This is a genomic window from Comamonas sp. NyZ500 (genome assembly GCF_016772095.1).
GTDB lineage: Bacteria > Pseudomonadota > Gammaproteobacteria > Burkholderiales > Burkholderiaceae_C > Comamonas > Comamonas thiooxydans.
The window spans coordinates 178,854-201,442 of record NZ_JAEIJE010000008.1; the positions used below are offsets into that span (position 1 = coordinate 178,854).

Genomic DNA, 22,589 nt, shown 5'->3' on the forward strand with positions numbered 1-22,589 from the left:
GCGCGCTCGATCAGCGCGGCATGCCCAGTGCACGTTCGGCCATGAGGTTCATCTGAATCTCGTTGGTGCCTGCGTAGATGGTGTCGGCACGGCTGACCAGCCATAGCTGCTGCAAAGCGCTGAACGCGGGATCCTTGAGCACCAGTTCGCCCTGCTCGCCCAGCACATCCATGGCCAGCTCGCCCAGATCACGGTGCCAGTTGGACCATGCGTATTTGGATACGGAAGCCACACGGAAGGGCGTGCTCTCATCGCTGGAGCGCAGCGCATGGGCGCGCAGAGTCTGCAGGCCCATATCGGCCTTGGCCAGGCGCTGACGGATCAGCGGGTCGCGGGCAGCGCCATTGCGCCTGGCCAGGTCGATGATCAGGTCCAGCTCATAGCGGAAATGTGCCTGCTGGCCCAGAGTGGACGCACCGCGCTCGCAGCCCAGCAGATACATGGCGACCTTCCAGCCATCGCCCACGGGGCCCAGATGCAGCGCGCCTTCGGTGCGTGCGCCGTCAAAGAAAACTTCGTTGAACTCCGAAGTGCCGGTGATCTGGCGAATCGGACGCACCTCCACGCCGGCCTGCTTGATAGGCACCAGCAGCAGCACCATGCCCGCATGGCGGGGGCTGGCAGTGCTCGCCCCGACCTCGTCGGTGCGAGCCAGCACAAACACCCATTCGGACTCATGGGCCCAGGAAGTCCAGACCTTCTGACCATTGATCACCCACTCGCCCGTGGCCGCATCGCGATGGGCTTTGGTACGAATGCCCGCCAGGTCGGAGCCCGCGCCGGGCTCGGAGTAGCCCTGAGCCCAATAGTCGGTACCGGCCAGAATGCCGGGCAGAAAACGCTGTTTCTGCTCGGGCGTGCCAAAAGCCATCAGCGTGGGGGCCAGCAGGGTCTCGCCGATATGACCGATGCGGCCGGGACCGCCGCAGCGTACATACTCCTCGTGGAAGATGACTTGCTGGGCCAGCGGGACGTTGCGGCCGCCGTACCGGGTCTCCCAGCCCAGGCCGGTCCAGCCGCCCTTGGCCAGCTCCTGCTCCCATTCCTTGGCCAGTTGCGCGTCATAACCTTCGGCACCCAGACCGCTGGCATGCTTGAGCGGGGCGAACCGCCCGGTCAGATGTTGGGCCATCCATTCACGCACTTCAGCGCGAAAGGCTTCATTGATTTCCGACTCCTGCATCTTCATGCTGCCTCCGTCACGCTCTCGTCCAACAAACGCGCAGCCACCAGCTCGCGCCACTGCTCCACCGTGCCCATGCGCTGGCTGGATGCCTGCGCGCGGCGGAAGAACAGATGCGGATCAAACTCCCAGGTGAATCCCACTCCGCCGTGCAACTGAATGCTTTCGCGCGTGGAAAAGAGAGCAGCCTCCGTTGCATCTGTGCGAGCTTGAGCCGCGAAGTAGCTCAGATCGCTTGTGACGTCGGCGCCATCAGCTATGAAAGCTGCTGCATAGACGGCAGAACGAGCGGTCTCCACCTTCACCAGCATCTGCGCTGCCCGGTGCTTGACGCCCTGAAAACTGCCCACGGCCTTGCCGAACTGCTGACGCTCCTTGGTGTATTCCACGGCCAGATTCAGCGCGCGCTCGGCCACACCGACTTGTTCAGCCGCCAAACCGATAGCCGCCAGATTGCGGGTCTGCGCCCACAGGCTCCTGAGCGCCTCGCCATGCATCAACACGGCAGCGCCAGTCAATCTCACATTAACGGCCATGACATCGGCACTGCTGCGTGTGGCGTCCACCGTAGTCAGCGCCTGCACGCTCAAACCTTCTTCCTTGGCATGCACTTCCAACAGGGCCAGCGAGCCGCAAGGCAGAGTAGCGGGCAGCAGGAACACATCGGCATGTGCTCCGGATCCCACCTGACTCCACTGGCCATTGAGCACCAGCGCATCGCCTTCGAGCTTCACGGTCGCGGCTGCGGGCAGCTCACCACGCACCGTCATGCCCAGAACGCAGATCCGGCCCGAGGCCGCCAGGCGCTCCACCACGCCCAGACCCTGCCCGGTCTGGCTCAACGCTTGCCACAACGGCGTCACTGCGACGACAGCGTCAAAAAATGGCACGCAGGCCAGGTGATAGCCCATCTGCTCCTGAAGCAGCACCAGCTCGCGCCAGCCCAGGCCCATGCCACCTGCGGCTTCGGGCAGGGCCACGCTGCACCAGCCCATGTCCAGCACTTCCTGCCACAGGGCACGGTCCAGCCCGCCCTCGGTTTCAGAAACCTTGCGCACCTGCGCCGTGCTGCTTTTTTCCTGCAGAAACACCGCGGCGCTCTCGGCGATCATTTTTTGTTCTTCGTTCAGACTTAAATCCATGATGGCTCGCGTCCTGAGTTCTTCATCGAATGGGAAGGCCGGGCCCATGCCCCGGCTGATTCTTCTGCTTAGGTCCCGTAGACCTTCTGAGGAGCCTTGCCCTCGGCGATCAGCTGATCGACCACACCTGACAGCTCGGCAGGCTCCCAGCGCGCCTGCTTGTCATTGATCTTGCCGGTGAACCAGCCGTCGGCCACGGACAGCTCGCCGCCCTTGGCTTCGAAGCAGCGGCCCGTCACATGCCTGGACTGGCTGCTGCCCAGCCAGACGACGATGGAGGCCACGTTCATGGGGTCCCAGACGTCGAAGCCGGATTCGGGCTTCTTGACCATATCGGGCATGGCGCCTTCGGTCATGGAGGTGCGCGCAGCAGGTGCCAGACAGTTGGCGGTGATGCCGTAGCGCGCCAGCTCCGCAGCCTGCACCAGTGTCAGACCGGCGATGCCGGCCTTGGCTGCGGCATAGTTGCTCTGGCCTATGGAGCCTTGCAGGCCCGCGCCGGAGCTGGTGTTGATGATGCGCGCATCCACGTCCTTGCCGGCCTTCTTCTGATCGCGCCAGTAGCCGCCAAACACCTTGGCCATGCAGAAATGTCCGCGCAGATGCACGCGCATGACCATATCCCAGTCCTCTTCGGACAGGCTCAGGAACATGCGGTCGCGCAGCACGCCCGCGTTGTTGACGATGACCTGCACATCGCCAAAGGCGGCCAGTGCCGCATCGAGAATCGATTGCGCTCCGGCCACCGTGGTGATGTCACCGGTGTTGGCCAGCGCCTTGCCACCAGCGGCCCTGACTTCCTCGGCCACGGCCTGGGCGGCTTCGGCACGGATGTCGTTGACCACCACATTTGCACCTTCTTGCGCGAAGGCCAGCGCATAAGCGCGGCCCAGGCCACCGCCTGCACCGGTGATGACGACGGTTCTCTGGTTGCAAATACCCATTTCTTTCCCCTTTTGCTTGCAATGCAGACAACCTCATGGCCGTCTGCCTTTTTGAAATTACGCTTTGAAGACCGACAGATCAGGCTGACGATGTGCCCAGGGAACGGCTTGTTCCAGCTGCGCGGCCAGCGCCAGCAAGCGCCCTTCGCGGCCGAACGGCGCAGCGAAGTGCGCGCCCACAGGCAAGTTATCCCTGGTCCAGTGCATGGGCACAGACATGGCGGGCTGGCCTGTCATATTGAAAAGTGCGGTATAGGGCGAAGCCTTGACGGCTTCGCGCGCGAATGAGTCATAAGGCTGGTCCAGCGTCAGCACGCCCAACAGCGGTGGCGGCACGGCCATCACCGGGGTCAGAATCAAGTCGTACTTCAGAAAGAATCGGTCCAGAATCTGGCCCGCCGTATCGAAGTTGGTACGCGCCATCAGCATCTGCTCGGCGGTATAGGACTTGGCCTTTTCCAGATACAGCCAGTCCATCTGCTCTACCTCATCCTGGCGCACGGCGCGACCCAGCAGCTTTTCGCGGGCGCGGATGCTGGCCATCATGCCCACGGATGTCACCACGCCCAGGCCCGAGAACACCTCAGCCACTGGCAACTCCGGCATGTCCTCCACGATTTCATGCCCCAGCGCCAGGCAGGCCTTGATGGCCTTGTCCACCGCAGCCTGACAGTCCGCATGCACGGGAATGCCAAAGTAGTTCCTGGACCAGACGGCGATCCTGAGCTTCTTGGGCGCCTGCTTGAGGGCGTCCAGATAGCTGCCCTCCACGTCGCGCGGCGGCACGGTGCGCGAGCCCGGCTCGCGCCCCTGCGTCAGATCGAGCAGGTGAGCGCTGTCACGCACGCTGCGACTGATGACATGGTTCATGGACAAGCCCATCCAGCCTTCCATATTGGCCGGACCGGCGGGCAGACGGCCGCGGCTGGGCTTGAGGCCAAACAGGCCGCAGTGCGAAGCGGGAATGCGAATGGAGCCGCCTCCGTCGCTGGCATGGGCCACGGGCACAATGCCTGCGGCAACCACCGATGCCGCACCACCCGAGGAGCCGCCCGTCGTGTGGGCAGCATTCCATGGATTGGGCGACTTGCCGTAGAGCAAGGACTCGGTCGTGGGCGTCTGGCCGAACTCGGGCGATGCCGTCTTGCCAAAGATATTGAGACCGGCCGCCTTGTAGCGTGCCACCAGGGTGCTGTCGTACTCTGCCACGGCCCCCTTGAAAAAGCGGCAGCCGTTGGTAGTGACCGTTCCCTTCAGATACTGGTTCAGATCCTTGAGCAGAAAGGGCACGCCCCACATGGGCGCCCTGGCTGTGGCTTCGGCACGTGCAGCGCTGCCCAGAGCCGACATCTGCCTGGCCTGATCACGTGCCAGATCGTAGTCCTTGATGACCACTGCATTGAGCTTGGGCAAGGCCTCGGTGCGTGCAATCGCCGCTTCCAGCGCTTCCAGCGGCGTGATATCGCCCCGGCGGATCTGTTCTGCCCAGGCGTAGCCATCCACCGCCGTCGCCTCATTTTTCTTCTGTGCAGCCATTGCCGGCATGGCTGTTGCTGCGGCCACGGCACCTGCGCCCTGAATAAAGCCACGACGATCCACACCTTGATTCACTGATTCCATGCTCTCCTCCTTCTTGTTGCCGGACATTCAAGCCTTGAGTGCGGACAGGTCCGGCACGCGATGTGCCCATGGCAGGGCTTGCTCCAGCTGCGCCGCCAGACGCAGCAAGCGGCCTTCGCCACCAAACGGTGCGACAAAGTGGGAGCCCACAGGGAGGTGGTCCGCCGTCCAGTGCAGCGGCACGGACATGGCCGGATGACCGCTGATGTTGAACAGCGAGGTAAACGCGGAGGAGTTCATGGCCTCGGCGGCATAGCTTTCATAGGGTTGATCGAGTCGCAGAGCGCCCAGCTTCTGTGCAGGCACCACGGTGGTGGGCGTCAGAATCAGGTCGTACCTGGACAGGAATGCATCGATCAATTGCCCCGCCTTGTCGAAGCCTGCGCGGCTGCGGTACAGATCCAGCGCCGAGGCCTTCTTCGCGGCCTGCAACGCAGCCCAGTTCAGCGGCTCCATCTCGTCTTCGCGCACAGCGCGGCCCAGCTGCTTTTCACGGTATTCAATGGCGCTGAGCAGACCTGCCGACATGCCTGCACCCATGCCACCAAAAATTTCGTTCACCGGCAGCTCCGGCATGGCCTCTTCAACAAAATGCCCCATGGCCTCGCAGGCCTTGGCCGCTTTGTCCACGGCCTCCAGGCATTCGGCATGTACGGGAATCCCGAAGTAGTTCTTGCGCCAGACGGCAATACGCAGCTTGCGCTCGGGCTGGTGCATCGCTTCAAGGTAGCCCCGAGAAACATCAGAGGGAGGTCGCACTCGCGAGCCGAACTCGGGCCCAGCACTCAAGTCCAGCAGCAAGGCTGTGTCGCGCACGCTGCGGCTGATGACGTGATTCACCGACAAACCTGTTGCGCCATCCAGCGCTCCTGGCCCTGCAGGCACACGCCCACGACTGGGCTTGAGTCCGAACAGGCCGCAATGTGCGGCCGGTATGCGGATGGAGCCGCCACCATCACTGGCATGACCCACGGGCAGAATGCCGGCCGCCACCACAGCGGCAGTCCCACCGGAGGAACCGCCCGTGGTATGCCCGGTGTTCCAGGGGTTGGGCGTGACGCCGTAAAGCCTTGACTCCGTGGTAGTCGTCATGCCGAACTCGGGAGATGCCGTCTTGCCAAAGATGTTGAGACCCGCAGCCTTGTAGCGCGTCACCAGCGTGGAGTCCTGCGAGGCGACAGCATCCTTGAAGAAGCGGCAACCATTGCTGGTCACGGTTCCTGCCATGCTCAGACCCAGGTCCTTGAGCACAAACGGCAGACCCCACAGCGGGGCTTTGTCAGTCGCCTGTTTGCGTGCATCGCGGCCCATGGTCGAGAGCTTCTTGGCATGCTCGCGGGCCAGTTCGTAGTCTTTGATGACCACGGCATTGAGCTTGGGCAAGGCTTCAACGCGCGCAATGGCGGCATCAAGAGCCTCCAGCGGCGTGACATCGCCTTTGCGCATCTGCGCTGCCATGGTGATGGCATCGGCCTGCGCAACGGTCCTGGTGCCGACTTGAGCTTGCGCTGCTGGCAGACCCAGCGCTGCCGCCGTGGCAGTTGCTCCGGCCAGGAATGCTCTGCGATCTGAATCCGTCGCTTTGTCTTGCATGTCTTTGTCTCCGTTGATATTTTTGTGGATGACTTGCTAAGCCGCCAGCACCGGAGCTCCAACGCAATACAGGCACCCAGGGGTGCCTGCATGTCTGCCGTCAGAGTCTCTCGATGATGGTCACATTGGCCTGTCCTCCACCTTCGCACATGGTCTGCAAGCCGTAGCGCCCGCCGGTGCGCTCCAGCTCGTGCAGCAGCGTGGTCATGAGCTTGGCGCCTGAGGCTCCCAGTGGATGGCCGAGCGCAATCGCACCGCCGTTGACGTTGGTCCTGGCATGGTCGTAGCCGGTCTCCTTGAGCCACGCCATGACCACGGAAGCAAAGGCCTCGTTGATCTCGACCAGGTCGATGTCGGACATGGTCATGCCCGCCTTCTTGAGCGCATATTCCGTGGCTGGAATCGGCGCGGTCAGGTGCCAGATGGGGTCATCGGCGCGCACGCTCATATGGTGAATGCGAGCGCGTGGCTTGAGGTTGTAGCGCTTGAGCGCTGCTTCGGACACCACCAGCACGGCAGCCGCCGCATCGCAGGTGGAGCTTGAGACGGCTGCAGTGATGGAGGGATAGTCGGGGTCCACCGGCTCCAGCGTGGCCATCTTCTCCAGAGTCGAGAGGCGAGCGGTCTCATCCATCATGAAAGCGCCAAAGGGAACGATTTCACGGTCGAAGCGGCCCTCGGCAATCGCATTCAAAGCGCGGTCGTGGCTTTCCTTGGCAAATACTTCCATGTCGGCACGACTCACGCCCCAGTGGTCTGCAATACGCTGGGCGGCGTAGAACTGGTTGACGGGTGCGTTACCGAAACGCGCCTGCCAGCCTTTGCTCTCGGCAAACGGCGTGGTAAAGCCCAGGGGCTGGCCGGCGAGCATGGCCGAGGAAATGGGAATGGCGGTCATGGTCTGCACGCCACCGGCCAGCACCACGTCCTGCGTTCCACTCATCACGGCCTGGGCCGCGAAATGAATGGCTTGCTGGGACGAGCCACACTGGCGATCAATCGTGGTGCCCGGCACGTTCAAGGGCATGCCGGCTGCCAGCCAGGAAGTCCGGGCAATGTCGCCAGCCAGAGAACCTATGGTGTCCACGCAGCCAAAGATCACGTCGTCGTAATCGGCTGCGGGAATGTCGTTGCGCTCGACCAGCGCTTTGATCACATGGGCGCCGAGGTCGGCACCGTGCACGGTGGCAAGAGAGCCCTTGCGCTTTCCGGTAGGAGAGCGCAGCGCATCAACGATATAAGCCTGGGCGCTCATGCGGCCACCTCTTCAGCAACGTTCTTAATAGCATCTTGCGCAGAGCAGGAGGCACATGAATCGATTTCTCGATCAAAAGTCGATCCGGGGCCCACCGGGGCATTGGGACTGCGCAGCAGGCCCTGAGTCAGGCGGGCCGCGTGGTATGCCTTGTCGCCCCAGGCAGCGTCCAGCACCCAGGCGCGCTTCATGAACATCTGCAGATCGACTTCCCAGGTGTAGCCCATGGCGCCATGCACCTGCAGGCTGTTGCGCGCGGCAAACCAGCTCGCTTCGCTGCACTGGAGCTTGGCGTGCGAGATGCGCACGGCCAGATCGGGTTCACCATGCTGCAGCGCATAGAAGGCGCGGTAGAGCACGGGTTTGGCAAACTCGATCTTGGTGACGATGTCCGACAGGTGGTGCTGCACGGCCTGAAAGCTGCCTATGACCTTGTCGAACTGCTTGCGCTGTGCCACGTAGTCCACCGAGAGATCCAGCATGCGCTGGGCCAGGCCCAGCATCTGGGCAGCAGCGGCGAGTGCACCGCGCTCGCCGGCTGTGTCCCAGACCTTCTGGCCCTGAGTGCCATCGAGCAAACGGGTGGCATCGGATGCCGTCCAGCGTACCCGTGACAGACGGCGCGAAGAGTCGATACTGCTCAGTGCCGTGATCTCGCACTGTGCAGGCCTGACCAGGTGCAACTCCAGGCCGGTGGCCGTGGCATGGGGCAGCAACAGCACATCGGCCAATGCCGCGTCCGCCACATTGAGGTTGACGGGATGGCCCACGGCCACGCGGCAGCTGCCTTCGGCAATCCTGGACAGCCAGACACGGCTCTCATGTCCTTGCGGCAATGCACACAGCATGCCCACAGCCACATAGGCGGTGTCGGTCAGGGAATCGGGCAGAGCGTAATAGCCCACCTCCTGCAGCAGCAGTGCCCAGTCCACATCGGCCATGCCCATGCCGCCATCGGCTTCGGGAGCGGACAGGCCCATCAAGCCTTGTTCTGCAATCTTGGCCCACAACTCGGGACTGCGACCGGTCGGGGTTTCCCAGATGTCGCGCAGCAGCTCGGGGGCTGCTTCGGTCATCAGAAAGCGGCTGATCGAGTCACGGAATGCGATTTGATCTTCGGTAAAGGTGAAGTCCATGGTTGTCTCCCTGCCGATCAGGATTTGGGCAGGCCCAGCATGCGCTGAGCGATGATGTTGCGCTGGATCTCGTTGCTGCCCGCGTAGATGGGACCAGCCTGCGAGAACAGGAAACCTTCCAGCCATTCGTTGGCCTCGGCGTCATCGATGAGCTCGGCACGCGCGCCCAGAATGCGCATCGCGGTTTCGTGAATCATGATGTCCAGCTCGGACCAGACAATCTTGTTGGTGCTGGCTTCGGCGCCAATCTGTGCGCCCTTGTTAAGGCGGCCTACCGTGTGATAGGAAGACAGCGTGTATGCCTCCGCCCCCTGCCAGGCACGCAGCACGGCATCGCGAATGGAGTGATCGCGGTCGGCATCGACCTGATTGCGCAGATACAGGTCCACCAGCTTCTGCGCACTGCGCTGATAGCGGGCGGGAGAGCGCAGCAGCAGGCCGCGCTCAAAGCCGGCCGTCGCCATCGCAACATGCCAGCCCTTGCCTTCTGCACCCAGCAGGTTCTCCACGGGTACCTCGACATCGTCGAAGAAGATTTCGGCAAAGTGCTCACGACCATTGATGGCACGAATGGGACGCACGGTGATGCCGGGCGTATTCAAGGGCACCAGTATGTAGCTCAGACCATGATGGCGGCTCGATGTCGGATCACTGCGGAACAGGCCGAACACCCAGTCGGCAAAGATCGCACGGGTAGACCAGATTTTCTGACCGTTCAGGATGAATTTGTCACCCATGCGTGTGGCGCGGCTGCTGATGGCAGCCATGTCCGAGCCGGCGTTGGGCTCCGACCACCCCTGGGCCCACATATCGTCGCAGCGGGCCATACGGGGCAGAAAGCGGGCCTTCTGCTCGGGCGTGCCGAATTCCATCAGCGTGGAGCCCAACAGCAGAATGCCGTTCTGGTTCACGCGGGATGGAGCATCGGCTGCCCAGTACTCTTCTTCAAAGATCAGCCATTCGGTCAGGTCGCAGCCGCTGCCGCCCAAGTCCTTGGGCCAGGTCACGGCGCTGTAGCCGGCGCTGGCCAGCTTGGCTTCCCACTGGCGATGCTGCTCGAAACCCTCTCGAGTGTCATAGCTCTGCAGTCGTTCCTTGGGCACATTGTTCTTGAGCCATTCACGTACCTGGGCACGGAAGGTCTTCTGCGCTGGGGTGTATGTCAAATCCATGGTTGTCTCCTCTTCGCGCTAGTGATGCTCAGAATTTGGCGTCGCGCTTTTCCACAAAGGCGCTGCGCGTCTCGGCGGAATCTGGACTCATATAGGCTTGCAGGGTGAATCCCTGCTCCCAGCGGTATTTGTCTTCGAGATTGCCGTCTTCGATGCCGGTCAGCGCCTCCTTGGCGATGCGGATCATGGCGGGGCTCTTGGCGGCAATCTTGTTGGCGATTTCCATGGCGACGTCGCGCAACTGCTCACGGGGAACAACACGCTCGATGGCCCCCAGGCGCAGGGCTTCTGCCGCAGCGATCATCTCGCCCGTAAAGAACAGATAGCGGGTCTTCTGCACGCCGAACATGCGCTGCAGATGGGCGGCACCGCCCATGGCTCCGCGGTCCACTTCAGGCAGGCCGAAAGTGGCGTCTTCCGCGGCGATCACGATGTCCGATGCCCCGCAGATACCGATGCCGCCGCCCAGCACAAAGCCGTGCACGGCCGCAATCACAGGCACCTTGTTCAGGTGCACGGCCTTGAACGTGGCGTAGTTGCCTGCGTTCACGTCGATGATGAGCTTGTCGTTGGTAGCCAGCTCCTTGATGTCCACACCCGCGCAGAAACCACGGTTCTCGGCACGGATGACGATCACGCGCACCTCGGGCCGGTCGCCCAGCGCTTGGATTTCCCGGGCCAGGCCATTCCAGCCGGCTGCATTCAAGGCATTCACGGGAGCACGGTCTATCACCAGCTCCGCCACGCCGTTGTCATGAATATTGGAGTGAAATTGTTGAGTGGACATATCCGGTCTCGTTGGCTTGTTGTTATGCGGGAGTCAATGCGTTCAATGCGTTGCGACGGTCCATGGCCTGGCGGACAATTCCGCCTATCACTTCCTCACAGCTGTCGAGCCGGCCAATCAGCGCGGCCACCTGGCCGGCAGACATCACGCCCTCTGCGGGATTGCCATCGACCATGGAGCGCTGCAACAACATGGGGGCATTGGCAGCCATCACGGTCTGGGCGACGGAAGACGAGTCTTCGCGCATGGCCTTCATGAAGATGCTCAAGGCCTGGCCCGTGGTCATGCCGGTCTCGGCCTTCCACTGCAATGCCAGACCCAGGGCGATGCGCAAGCGCTTCATGGGGCTGGCTTTTTCGAGCATGGCCAGGTATTCGTTGGGAATCATGCGCTGGGGCATGCCATCGACCAGATGCGAGATGGCGATCTTTTCCGCATCCCTTGCAGCCAGATAGCGCTGCAGCGTGGCAGCGGGCACCTTGGAATCACTGGTCATCAAGAACCGCGTGCCCATGGCAATACCCGATGCGCCATAGGCCAGAGCAGCCAGCAGGCCACGGCCGTCATAAAAGCCGCCTGCGGCAATCACGGGCACATCGACCGCATCCACTACCTGAGGCAGCAGCACCGTGGTGGGAACGCTGCCGGTATGGCCTCCCCCTTCACCGCCTTGTACGGTGATGGCATTGGCGCCCATCTCGATCGCCTTCTGAGCATGCTTCAGGGCCCCCACTGTGGGCATGCAGACGATGCCGGCATCACGCAGACGGCCGATCACCTTCTTGTCCGGACCTCGGCCGTAACTGACGGCACGCAGACGATGCTTCACAGCCAGGTCCAGCAACTGCTGGGCGTTGGGCTGGAACATATGGAAATTCAGGCCGAAAGGCTGCTCATCGGTCTCGCGCTTGACACGCAGAATTTCGGCTTCGATCCTGTCGGCGGGAATGGTGGCGCCGGCCAGAAAGCCGAAGCCGCCGGCGTTGGTAGTACCTATCACCAGATCAGCGCCCGCCACATAGCCCATGGCCGTCTGGATGACGGGGTAGCGGCACCCCAGCAGGTCGCAGATAGGAGTGCGCAGACTGCCCATATCGTTCATATTGCTCATGCCTTTGACTCTTCTTTATTGGCCTTTGCCATGGACCTGGCATCCTGGCCGCCCAGCTGCCCCATGCCCATCGCCTGGCTGTGCGCGTGAGCAAAGTGGTGGTAGCCAAAAGCCATGTCCATGGTGGAACGCAGGCCCTGCAGCTCCTCGGCCTTGTTGACGACCATCTTGGTCAGCGCCAGGCCCAGACGCGGCTGGGCCGCCATGCGCTGGGCCATGGCATAGACCTGATCCTGCAGCTCGGCACGCGGAACCACGCGGTTGACCATGCCCATCTGATAGGCGCGCTCTGCCGGCATGCGCTCGCCCAGCAGCAGGAACTCCTTGGCAATACGCGGATGCAGTTCGTGGGCGTGGGCGAAGTACTCCACACCGGGGATGCCCATGCGCACCACGGGATCCTGGAAAAACGCATCGTCGCTGGCCACGATCAGGTCGCAGACCCAGGCCAGCATCAGACCGCCCGCCACGCATGCCCCCTGCACCATGGCAATCATGGGCTTGGGGATGTCGCGCCAGCGCCGGCACATGCCCAGGTAGACCTCCTGCTCACGGGCAAACAGCTGCTCGCCGCCGGGCTTGTTGGTGTGATCCCACCACAGGTGTGCACGGTCAAAGGACTTGTTGATGTCTCGGCCGGGCGTGCCGATATCGTGACCCGCACTGAAGTGCTTGCCTTCGCCGCGCAGCACGATGACCTTGACGCGATCGTCATCGGTCGCCTTGCGAAATGCAGCATCCAACGCATAGGTCATCTGCGAGTTCTGCACGTTGTTGAACGTGGGCCGATTCATGGTGACCGTGGCAATGCCGTTGTCCACGCTATAGAGAACGGGCTCGTCCGTTTCATAGACGGCTTTGTCCTCGCGTGTCACAAATTCGCTGGATGCATCATCCATATCAGACTCCCATGGCCGTAGCGCGCAGATTGTGCGGATCGAGCTGAGCCAGCAAGGCCAGTTGCTCGGGCGTGGGATCAGGTGTCACACCCACGCTCTCGGGAACATGGATCGGAAAGCCCGTGGCCTCCTTGACCTGCACCGCCGTCACGCCGGGATGCAGCGACACCAGGCGCACTTGATGACTGGGTCCGCCAAAGTCCATCACACACAGATTGGTGAAGATGAAGCGAATGTCGGTGGTCTCCTCCAGCGTCCAGCCCTTGGCCAGGCGTGCAGGGTTGTAGCCCACGCTGCCCACGGCATCGACCTCACCCGGGACAAAAACCTTGGTGCTGTGGTTGGGCACAAAGAAGGAATTCGCGTGGTTGATCGAATTGCCGGGGAAGCCGCGCACCCCCAGCATCATGGACTTGGGACGAGCGTAGTCGCTGCCCACCATGGAAATATTGCCCTGACCGAAGCGGTCCACCTGCACGGGACCCACCATGGCGTGGCGCTTGCCTCCCCAGACGTTGTCGAAGATGCGCGAGAAACCCATCCAGCTTTCACGCTTGATCTTGTATTCACCTCGTGGACCTACGGGCACGGGTTCATTGACCACCCAGGCTTCGGAGTCCGTCATCATCAGATCGGTGTTGATGGAACGCATGCACAGCGAAGCCGCCAGACGTGGCACCAGGCCAATGCCGGTGGCCAACACCTCGCCGTCGTTTTCCCAGGCACGTGCCGCGGCGCAGATGACGCGATCTACCAATGCAATTTCACTCATCTCTGTGCCTCCTCAGAACACGGGCAAGGGCAGGCGCTTGATTGCTTCCATGCCACCCACTTTTTCCAGATATTCCTGCTCCGTGCACTGCACGTATTTCTGCTGGTAGCTGCTCCAGCCGCCCTCCTCCTTGCTGCTGGCCGCGTATTCCTTGAAGTGCTTGACATCAAAGCCATACAGAGGAGCGCAGGACGATGGGTGAGCACCGCCGGGCAGATGCACGACACCCGTGGTTTCAGAGCGCTCCCAGAACACCAGGCGCGCTGCTTGCTCCGACTCGAAGCTGCTGGACTCGACCAGTTCGTCGCAGCTCACAAACGTATTGGTTGCGGCTCGCGCAAACAGGTCGTCCATATAGATATCGGGACCGGCAATCTGGCAGACACCGCGAGAGTCCGCGCGATCCACGTGCAGCAGGGCCACATCCAGATTGATGGCGGGCATCGCCACCCACTCCTTGCCGTCGTAGGGCGATTCGATAAGGCGAATGGAGCTGTTGTGCTTGAGTACATCGGTGCCCAGACCGACTCGGGTGGGAATATAGGGAATGCGCATGCCGGCAGCCTTCAGGCCCAGCACCATATGACCTTCGTCAATTTCCATGACCTCGATCTCACCACTCTGGCGGGCCTTGCGAAAGTACGGCTCCAGCGGGATGAAGTCCAGCGACACGAAGGCGAAGATCAACTTCTTGACCTTGCCTGCCGCACACAGCATGCCCACATCGGCACCGCCATAGGCCACCACGGTCAGATCCTTGACGGGGCTGCGCAGCAGCTCGCGCACCAGGGCCATGGGCTTGCGCCGGGGCCCCCAGCCACCAATTCCGATCGTCATACCGTCCTTGATGGATGCCACGACGTCCTTCGCTGTCATCAATTTATTGGCCATGTCTCCAAGCCTCCTATCAGTTGTTTTCAGGGCGGCCCACGCTGAAGTCGTGCCCCCAGAGGCTTACGGTCGTGAACTCGTGCGTGATGTGGTGTTCCCAGTCGATGATGGCGCCGCCATAGCCGAACTCCAGGTCGAAGTTGGAGGGCGTCTTCATGTAGAACGAGATCATCTTGTCGTTGGTGTGCTGACCCAGAGTGGCAGAGAGCTTGACCTGGCTCTTTTGCATGCGGTCCATGGCACGGCCCACTTCGGGCATGTTGTCCACCTCCACCATCACGTGCACGCAACCCGAGGGAGAAGGGAATTCGGCCAGCGCCAGGCTGTGGTGACGAGCATTGGCGCAGTGGAAGAAGTGGATTCGGACCGTGGGGCCGGCATCGCCTGCGGGCTTGAAGTTGTAAATATCCGAGAGGCCAAAGCCCAGCACATTGCGCACAAAGGCCACGGTCTTGTCAAAGTCGGGAGCAGGCAGCACGGTGTGGCCCAGACCATAGTCACCGGTGATGAAGCGCGACACGCCCTGGGGCGATGCGAAATGGCTGAAGTCGGACTTGAAGCCCCAGACGATCTCATGACGGTTTCCGGACGGATCCATCACGATGGCCAACTCCTGCACATGGCGCTTGGCACACAGTTCGGGGCTGCCCATTTCGTAGTGCACATCAGCGGCCTGCAACACCTCGAGCGCCTGCTCGAAGGCTTGCTTGTTGGCCACCTCCCAACCGGATGCGGAGTATCTGTCATTGCTGCCAGGCTGAACCTGGAAGCGGAACTGACGCTCATCCATCTTAATCAGCAGATCGCCATCGGCAGTGGTGCTCGGCATCATGCCAAGCACGTCACGTGCGTAGCTGACCCAGCGATCCAAATCAGAGCTCTCGGCAACAACGTACGCTAGTCCACGTATTTCCATCATGATGTCGGGGCCTCCAACCCAAATCCTTTAGTGATGCAGAGGATTCTGAAGAGGAGAGCCTTTGCAAACATCGTCCATTGAGACTAACGATTTGCCGCTTCATCACCCAAATTTAATAGCACTCATACAAGAATCAGCATGTAGTTCAGCGGAATAGACTAGATTGCTTTCAACCTTTTGAAACAGGCCGATCCGACACCCTTGCGACAGCCGTGAAAACCCTCAGTACAAAAAAAAGGCCGCACCCCCATGCGGGAATGCGGCCAACACGATGAACTCGGTTTCTTGATGGATCAGACGGTCTGCACTTCCTCTGCAGACGCATAGTCGTTGTAGCCCCTGGCACCAGGGGTGTAGAGCGTGTTGCGGTCAAACCTGGCCAGGGGCAGGCCCTGGCGCATGCGCTGCACAAGATCGGGGTTGGCAATGAAATGCCGCGCAAAAGATACCGCCTTGCCTTCGCCTGCCTGCAACGCGGCTTCGGCGCTTTGCGCATCAAAGCCATCGTTGAGAATCAGGTTCTCGCCAAAGTTCTCACGCGCCAGCTTGAAGGCATCGATTGAAGGATCGAAGACTGCACGCATCACATGCAGATAAGCAATGCCCAGCTTGGCGGCCTGACGCATCAGCTCGGCATGGGTTGCCGCGGAGTTTTCATCCGCTGTGTCATTGAAGGTGTTGCCGGGGTTCAGGCGCAGCCCCACGCGATCGATGCCGATGGCCTCTCCCATGGAGCCCAGGCATTCCACGGCGAAACGTGAGCGACTGCTGGCGTTGCCACCATATTCATCGGTACGCTGATTGGTACTGGAGTGCAGGAACTGCAGACTCAGATAGCCGCTGGTGCCATGCAGCTCGATGCCGTCAAAGCCCGCATCCATGGCGCGCCGAGCAGCCGCAGCATGCCCGGCAATCGCCTTGCGCACTTCTTCGGTGGTCAATGCCTGGGGCTGGTCGAAATCCTGCATGCCTGCCGCATCGGTCCAGATCTTGCCCTGAGCCTGAATGGCGGACGCCGATACGGAACGCACACCAGCGGGTTTGATATGGCTGCTGCCGATACGACCGGAGTGCATGATCTGCAGCACGATGGATCCGCCACGCGCATGCACGGCGTCCGTCACACGGCGCCAGCCGCGCACATGAGCGGCAGTTTCGATGCCGGGCTGACGACAGTAGGCTTGACCCGTGACCTCGGGCCAGGCCCCTTCAGCCACGATCAGGCCTGCATCAGCGCGCTGGCCATAGTGCTCGGCCATGATGTCGGTGGGCGTGCCATCGGCATCGGCGCGGTTGCGCGTCATGGGGGCCATGACCACGCGGTTCTTCAGAGCAATCTTGCCCAGCTGGATGGGAGTGAAAAGCGTTTGGCTCATGCCGGCTCCTTAGCGCACACGCATGCGCGGCGCAGGTGTGCCACGGCGCATGCTTTTGAGGAACTGCTCCAGCGGCGCGGGCGCGGCCACTTGCGGCAACTCATCCTTGTCGGGGCGCTGGGCCCAGAATTCCTTCCAGCTCGGGAACAGGTCGTGGAAAGCGCCATGGTAGGGCTCACGACCGGGCCAGCGCATCTTCATGTCGCCAATCGGTGGCTTGTTCAGGTCGGAGGCATACCAGTAACAGGGCAGACGACGACGGAAATACCACTGGCCGTCAATGCGCTCGTAGTCGTCCCAGTACAGCATCTGCATGATGACCCACTCGGCACCGCACTCATGCTCGTTCTTGGAGTAGACCACGCCGGTGGCGTGATCCCGGTCCACAAACTCGATGATGTGCTGGCCCAGATGGTGCGAGGTTCCCGTGAACTGGTCACGCAGCGTGCTGTCCTGCCAGGCCATGAAATGCGCCCGCCCCACTTTTTCCTTGCCCACCTTGATATCGGGAGCGAACAGGTTCACATGGGCGTCCATGTCGCGCATGTCCAGCGACAGGGAATACTTGCCAGCCAGTTGACGAATCGCATCCAGCGACTCCAGCCTGTCGATACGCTCTTCCAGCGTTTGTGGCCACTGATTCACGGGTTCACTCATCTCTTCAGCCTCTTTCTTACAGTGCCGTCACCAGCACCGCGGAGCGGCCGCCATCCACGGGCAAGGCGGCACCTGTCACATAGCTGGCCTCGTCGCTGGCCAGAAACAGCACGGCATTGGCCAGCTCGCCGGACTGACCCACGCGCCCCATGGGAATGAGTTTTTCAGTGTTCTTGCGCGATGCCTCATCAGCCAGCATGCCGGCCGTGGCAGGCGTTTCCACCACCGCCGGGATCACCACGTTCACGCGGATGCCTGCTGCAGCACCTTCGGCAGCCGCTGCACGCGAAAAGTTGATGATGGCCGCCTTGGCTGCCGAGTAACCCGACATAAAAGGTGTGCCCAGCGTGCCGCAGATGGAGCTGATATTGACGATGGAACCACCCTTGGGCCCCATCAGCTTCAGCGCAGTACGCGTTCCCCAGAAAGTGCCGTCCACCGATGTGCTGAAGTTGGCATGCCAGTCCGCCGTGGTCATGCCGTCGATGCCGCCCCAGGTGTAGGCCATGGCGTTGTTGACCAGAATGTCCAGGCTGCCATGCTTTTTGGCAGTCTGCTCCAGCGCTCCGACAAACTGGGCTTCGTTGCCCACGTCGGCCACGATGGCCTCGGCACTGCCGCCTGCTGCCTTGATCCTGTCCACGACTTCGTCGAGAGGCTGCTTGCGGCGGCCGCAGATCACCACGGTTGCCCCCTCCTGTGCGAAACGCTCAGCCGTTGCGGCACCGATACCGGAACCACCACCGGTCACAAACGCAATCTTTCCTTCCAGACGCTTGCTCATGCTTGTCTCTCCTTAGAGGAAGGCGCTGCCGCCGTTGACTGCCACGTTCTGACCCGTCACAAAGCCGCTGTCGTCGCTGGCCAGGAACACTGCCACCTTGGCGATGTCTTCTGGCTCAGCCATGCGGCCCATGGGCACGCCGGCGATGATGGCATCGGCCCACTCCTGGGGAATGCCCTGCATCATGGGCGTGTTGGTGGGTCCGGGAACCAGTGTGTTCACACGGATCTTCTTGGACGCCAGCTCCTTGGCCATGCCACGGGTCAAGCCCATCAGGGCGGCCTTGGAAGCGCAGTAGTGCGCCGGACCGTCACCGCTGACAGCCGAGGTGCTGGAGATATTGACGATGGCACCGCCCTTGCCTTCCTGCATCTGCTTGACGGCGGCACGGGCGCAGTAGAAAGCGCCGTTCAGGTTCACGCCAATCACGCGCTCCCAGGTCGCGTCAGGAATATCGGCAAACTGGTCCACCGAGCCTACGCCGGCGTTGTTCACCAGCACGTCGACGGCGCCCAGCTTTTCGCGGATTTCGACAAACAGCGCATCAACCGCAGCGCTGTCAGCCACATTGGAGGAACGGGCCAGATGCTTGCCGCCCTTGCCTTCCAGGGTCTGCCTGGCTGCTTCTTCATTCAAGTCCACGGCCACCACAGTGGCTCCTTCATCGGCAAAACGCTGTGCAATCGCTCGCCCCATGCCCTGGCCCGCCCCCGTGACCACGGCAACTTTTCCGGCTAAACGCATTCTTGTCTCCTTGTTGATGTGCAATCAAAACTTGGAGACAGCGTATGAAGAAATCGCCCTCAGCCCATCGTCCAAGAAGACTAAGCAAATTTTCTCGGAAAGCTATCAAATAAATAGCAATAAATACAATACAGATTTCTGCTCCAATGCATTTTCACGCCTGTTAATCAGTTAGTAACAGCAATCCAGCGTCAGATGCATCCCCCTCAACTTCACCGCACATGGCAGCAGCAACTAACCGCCATAGGGGACAAATCCGCTCTCGTTTTCATTGACTTTGAGCGGTTTGGCTACGTACGGAAAAGCACGTTGCGGGCAAGCGCTGCGCTCGCATACCTTGCAGCCCATGCCGATAGGTGTGGCCGCACCTATATTGCGCAAATCCATGCCTTGGGAATACACCAGCCGCGCGGCGTGCTGCAAGTCGCAGCCAAGGCCGATGGAGAAGGTCTTGCCTGGAGCCCCCCAGCCCTGGCCAGCATGGCTGATGGTGCGAGCAATCCACAGGTAGACGCGCCCGTCCGGCATGCTGGCGAGCTGGGGCACTATGCGGCCCGGCTGGGTAAAAGCCTCGTACACCACCCACAACGGGCAGGTGCCGCCTGTCTTGGAGAAATGAAAATGCGTGGCCGACTGGCGCTTGCTGATATTGCCGGCCCGGTCCACTCGTATAAAGAAGAACGGCACACCCGGCGCATCGCTTCGCTGCAGGGTTGAGAGACGATGGCAGACGGTCTCGAAGCCCACACCAAAGTGCCTTGCCAGCAAGTCTATGTCGTAGCGCAGGCCTTCGGCTGCACGCAAGAACTCTCCATATGGCAGCACAAATGCCCCGGCTACATAATTGGCCAGCCCCATGCGTGCCAGCCGGCGCGTGGCCTCGTCCTGCCAGGGCACGCTTTGCAGCTCCCTTTCAATCAGTGAATCAAACTCCAGCAGCGCCAGTTGCGTAGCCAGCTGAAATGCCTGCTGCATGGGACTCAGCTGCGGAGCCACATACAAGGTGCGCGTGAGCGCATCGTAGCGCCTATGGCTGCCCGCTTTCTCAGCGGTCCCGACATGAGCATGCAGAACCAATACACCATGTCGTGCCTGCAGCCGGTATTGCAGCCAATCATGCAGATGACCGCCTTGCTCTGCAGCCTGCCGAGCCAGTGCTTCAGCTGCACGATCAAGCGCATCAAGGTAATTGCGGTGAGAAAAAAAGAAATCACGCACCGCCTCGAACGGCATCTGGCGCAAGGGCTCAGCCAGCAGGCCTGCCATTGCGCCATTCCCGGCGACACCTCTGTGAACTGAGGTGTCGGCATCCGGCCCGGCGCGGCCATCGCCCAGATGGGCGGTCAAGGCCTCCAGCCGCTCGGCGTCTGCCAGGTGACGCTGGTGCATGGCCAGCAGCATCTGTGCCAGCTGCGGCAGCTTGGCTGCGACCTCACGCAGCTCGGGAAGCGGCACCGAACCTTCTGGCTGAGGCATGGCGGCCACCGCATCGCGCAGCTGCGCCAGCAAGCGGGCCTCCTCATCCTCGGAGAACTGCTGGATATCGACGCCCAGCACCCGGTGAATCTTGAGCAGCACGGCCACCGTGAGCGGGCGCTGATCCTGCTCGATCTGATTCAGATAGCTCGGTGACAACTCCAGCGCCTGGGCCAGCGCAGCCTGCGTAAGACCACGCTCGGCACGCAGGCTGCGCAGACGCACGCCCATGAATGTCTTGGCCACTTACCTGCTCCCTATTGCCGGCTCCAAAGATTCGCAAAATTTGCAAATACATGCAATCACCTTCGCAAGCATTCGCCAATTCAGCTCTGTACGCATAAAAAATAAATGCGTAGATTGCGAAGTATCGCAGACCGGCAAGGATCTGCACTGCACATCCAAAGGAGACACCCATGAGCACTGTGACAGCCCCAACATCCCCAATATCTTCAACCGCCATTAACCACGCCGCCGCAAGCTTCAGGCCAAAAAAGTCCGTCGCCCTCTCCGGCGTGACAGCAGGCAACACGGCACTGTGCACCGTGGGCAGGAACGGCAACGACCTGCACTACCGCGGCTACGACATTCTGGACATTGCCGAGGTCTGCGAGTTTGAGGAGATTGCCCACCTGCTGGTACACGGCAAGCTGCCCACCCACGCCGAACTCAGGGCCTACAAAGCCAAGCTCAAGGCTTTGCGCGGCCTGCCCGGCAGCGTGAAGACTGCGCTGGAACAGCTGCCCGCCGCCAGCCATCCCATGGACGTGATGCGCACCGGTGTCTCCGCCCTGGGCTGCGCGCTGCCGGAGAAAGACGACCACAATCTTCCTGGCGCCCGCGATATCGCCGACCGCCTGATGGCCTGCCTGGGCAGCATGCTGCTTTACTGGTACCACTTCAGCAACTCGGGCCGCCGCATCGAGGTCGAAACCGGGGACGACTCCATCGGTGGCCACTTTCTGCATCTGCTGCATGGCACAAGGCCGTGCGAGAGCTGGGTGCGCGCCATGCATACCTCGCTCAATCTGTATGCCGAGCACGAGTTCAATGCATCGACCTTCACGGCCCGCGTAGTGGCAGGTACGGGCAGCGATATGTACTCGGCGATTACCGCTGCGATAGGCGCTCTGCGCGGCCCCAAGCATGGCGGAGCCAATGAGGTAGCGTTCGAGATCCAGAAGCGCTACGACAACCCGGCAGAGGCCGAGACCGATATCCGCCGCCGCGTGGATGCCAGGGAAGTCGTGATCGGCTTCGGCCACCCCGTCTATACCGTGAGCGACCCTCGCAATATGGTCATCAAAGGCGTGGCCAAAAAGCTCTCGGACGAGGCCGGCAGCAGCAAGATGTACGACATTGCCGCGCGCCTGGAATCGGTGATGTGGGAGGTCAAGAACATGTTCCCCAATCTCGACTGGTTCAGCGCCGTCAGCTATCACATGATGGGCGTGCCCACCGCCATGTTCACGCCGCTGTTCGTGATTGCCCGCACCAGCGGTTGGGCAGCGCACATCATCGAGCAGCGCCAGGACAACAAGATCATCCGTCCCAGCGCCAACTACACAGGCCCGGACGACCTGCATTTCGTGCCTATCGAGGCACGCCAGTAAGCTCCAGCAATGTCTGCCCAGCCCATGCAAGCCCATTCCCTGTGCATTGCCATCGCCGACAAGCTACGCGAGCGCATTCTGAGCCATCAGTTACTGCCCGGATCGGACATCAACGACGGAGCACTGGCGCAGGAGTTTGGCGTGAGCCGCACTCCTGTGCGCGAGGCCATGAAGCTGCTATGCCATGAAGGATTGCTGACGGCTCAGCCCCGGCGCGGCATGAGCGTGACCTGCCTGAGTGCAGCCCAGGTGGCCGAGGCTTGCTTGCTGAGCAGCCTGCTGGCTGGCCATCTGGCGCGGCAACGCCAGATGCAGACTGCCAGCACGCAGCTTTGCGAGCAGTTGCTGCGCGTGTCGCAGGCCCGGCTCCAACTCGCACTGGGTACACAGCTCGCCATGCAGCCGACAAGCCAAGCGCAGATGCCTGCAGCCCTTTCACAATCCCCGCACAGTCACAGTGCCGGCAACGCAGAAGCCTCACGATCGGCTCTGGCCTATTGAGACTCCTAAAAGAA

General features: G+C 61.6%; 21 protein-coding genes. 2 read left to right on the forward strand and 19 right to left on the reverse strand.

The annotated features are described in order from the left end of the window. Positions 1 to 10: 10 nt before the first annotated feature. From JAO85_RS14415 to JAO85_RS14505, 19 genes are all read right to left on the reverse strand, one after another. Positions 11 to 1,189, reverse strand: coding sequence for an acyl-CoA dehydrogenase family protein (locus tag JAO85_RS14415; RefSeq protein ID WP_034396765.1), 1,179 nt, complete (start codon positions 1,187 to 1,189; stop codon positions 11 to 13). Next, on the reverse strand, positions 1,186 to 2,325 hold the full coding sequence (locus JAO85_RS14420) for an acyl-CoA dehydrogenase family protein (RefSeq protein ID WP_223305661.1): 1,140 nt from the start codon (positions 2,323 to 2,325) through the stop codon (positions 1,186 to 1,188). Before JAO85_RS14420 ends, JAO85_RS14415 begins: the two co-directional genes overlap by 4 nt. 68 nt (positions 2,326 to 2,393) lie before the next feature. After that, complete coding sequence (locus JAO85_RS14425; RefSeq protein WP_039049238.1) at positions 2,394 to 3,269, reverse strand: SDR family oxidoreductase; 876 nt, start codon at positions 3,267 to 3,269, stop codon at positions 2,394 to 2,396. Between the two features lie 57 nt (positions 3,270 to 3,326). Next, a complete protein-coding gene (locus JAO85_RS14430; protein ID WP_202788362.1) occupies positions 3,327 to 4,916 on the reverse strand; it encodes an amidase in 1,590 nt (529 codons plus the stop codon). Continuing rightward, complete coding sequence (locus tag JAO85_RS14435; protein ID WP_202788364.1) at positions 4,917 to 6,482, reverse strand: amidase; 1,566 nt, start codon at positions 6,480 to 6,482, stop codon at positions 4,917 to 4,919. A gap of 100 nt (positions 6,483 to 6,582) precedes the next feature. Continuing rightward, positions 6,583 to 7,737, reverse strand: a complete 1,155-nt coding sequence (locus tag JAO85_RS14440) for an acetyl-CoA C-acetyltransferase (RefSeq protein WP_012837476.1) — start codon at positions 7,735 to 7,737, stop codon at positions 6,583 to 6,585. Then, complete coding sequence (locus JAO85_RS14445; RefSeq protein WP_012837475.1) at positions 7,734 to 8,873, reverse strand: acyl-CoA dehydrogenase family protein; 1,140 nt, start codon at positions 8,871 to 8,873, stop codon at positions 7,734 to 7,736. The genes JAO85_RS14440 and JAO85_RS14445 overlap by 4 nt, the downstream gene beginning before the upstream one ends. A gap of 17 nt (positions 8,874 to 8,890) precedes the next feature. Continuing rightward, complete coding sequence (locus tag JAO85_RS14450) at positions 8,891 to 10,045, reverse strand: acyl-CoA dehydrogenase family protein (protein WP_004341316.1); 1,155 nt, start codon at positions 10,043 to 10,045, stop codon at positions 8,891 to 8,893. A gap of 28 nt (positions 10,046 to 10,073) precedes the next feature. Next, a complete protein-coding gene (locus tag JAO85_RS14455) occupies positions 10,074 to 10,832 on the reverse strand; it encodes an enoyl-CoA hydratase family protein (RefSeq protein WP_039049236.1) in 759 nt (252 codons plus the stop codon). 22 nt (positions 10,833 to 10,854) lie between these two features. After that, positions 10,855 to 11,943: a nitronate monooxygenase family protein gene (locus tag JAO85_RS14460; protein ID WP_202788365.1), complete on the reverse strand. Its 1,089-nt coding sequence runs from the start codon at positions 11,941 to 11,943 to the stop codon at positions 10,855 to 10,857. Continuing rightward, positions 11,940 to 12,842 (reverse strand): enoyl-CoA hydratase, encoded by a 903-nt coding sequence (locus tag JAO85_RS14465; protein ID WP_004341324.1) that lies wholly within the window; start codon positions 12,840 to 12,842, stop codon positions 11,940 to 11,942. The genes JAO85_RS14460 and JAO85_RS14465 overlap by 4 nt, the downstream gene beginning before the upstream one ends. 1 nt (position 12,843) lies before the next feature. After that, positions 12,844 to 13,614, reverse strand: a complete 771-nt coding sequence (locus tag JAO85_RS14470) for a CoA-transferase subunit beta (protein WP_004341328.1) — start codon at positions 13,612 to 13,614, stop codon at positions 12,844 to 12,846. Positions 13,615 to 13,626: 12 nt separating this feature from the next. Further along, positions 13,627 to 14,505: a CoA transferase subunit A gene (locus JAO85_RS14475; RefSeq protein ID WP_003078407.1), complete on the reverse strand. Its 879-nt coding sequence runs from the start codon at positions 14,503 to 14,505 to the stop codon at positions 13,627 to 13,629. 16 nt (positions 14,506 to 14,521) lie between these two features. Then, positions 14,522 to 15,424, reverse strand: a complete 903-nt coding sequence (locus tag JAO85_RS14480) for a VOC family protein (protein ID WP_039049234.1) — start codon at positions 15,422 to 15,424, stop codon at positions 14,522 to 14,524. A gap of 293 nt (positions 15,425 to 15,717) precedes the next feature. Continuing rightward, on the reverse strand, positions 15,718 to 16,800 hold the full coding sequence (locus JAO85_RS14485) for an alkene reductase (RefSeq protein ID WP_039049233.1): 1,083 nt from the start codon (positions 16,798 to 16,800) through the stop codon (positions 15,718 to 15,720). Between the two features lie 9 nt (positions 16,801 to 16,809). Continuing rightward, on the reverse strand, positions 16,810 to 17,457 hold the full coding sequence (locus JAO85_RS14490; protein ID WP_039049232.1) for a nuclear transport factor 2 family protein: 648 nt from the start codon (positions 17,455 to 17,457) through the stop codon (positions 16,810 to 16,812). 16 nt (positions 17,458 to 17,473) lie between these two features. After that, entirely contained in the window at positions 17,474 to 18,241 is a 768-nt protein-coding gene (locus JAO85_RS14495) for an SDR family NAD(P)-dependent oxidoreductase (protein WP_039049231.1), read from the reverse strand. Positions 18,242 to 18,253: 12 nt separating this feature from the next. Then, positions 18,254 to 18,985 (reverse strand): SDR family NAD(P)-dependent oxidoreductase, encoded by a 732-nt coding sequence (locus tag JAO85_RS14500; RefSeq protein ID WP_034396751.1) that lies wholly within the window; start codon positions 18,983 to 18,985, stop codon positions 18,254 to 18,256. A 234-nt stretch (positions 18,986 to 19,219) separates the two neighbouring features. Continuing rightward, a complete protein-coding gene (locus tag JAO85_RS14505; RefSeq protein ID WP_041743959.1) occupies positions 19,220 to 20,707 on the reverse strand; it encodes a short-chain fatty acyl-CoA regulator family protein in 1,488 nt (495 codons plus the stop codon). A gap of 170 nt (positions 20,708 to 20,877) precedes the next feature. Here JAO85_RS14505 and prpC point away from each other — a divergent pair, with 170 nt between their 5' ends. Beyond that, positions 20,878 to 22,074: a 2-methylcitrate synthase gene (prpC, locus tag JAO85_RS14510; RefSeq protein ID WP_202788366.1), complete on the forward strand. Its 1,197-nt coding sequence runs from the start codon at positions 20,878 to 20,880 to the stop codon at positions 22,072 to 22,074. 24 nt (positions 22,075 to 22,098) lie between these two features. Further along, positions 22,099 to 22,575 carry a GntR family transcriptional regulator gene (locus JAO85_RS14515; RefSeq protein ID WP_237734848.1) on the forward strand — a complete coding sequence of 159 codons (477 nt, stop codon included), beginning with the start codon at positions 22,099 to 22,101 and terminating at the stop codon, positions 22,573 to 22,575. Positions 22,576 to 22,589 lie beyond the last annotated feature (14 nt).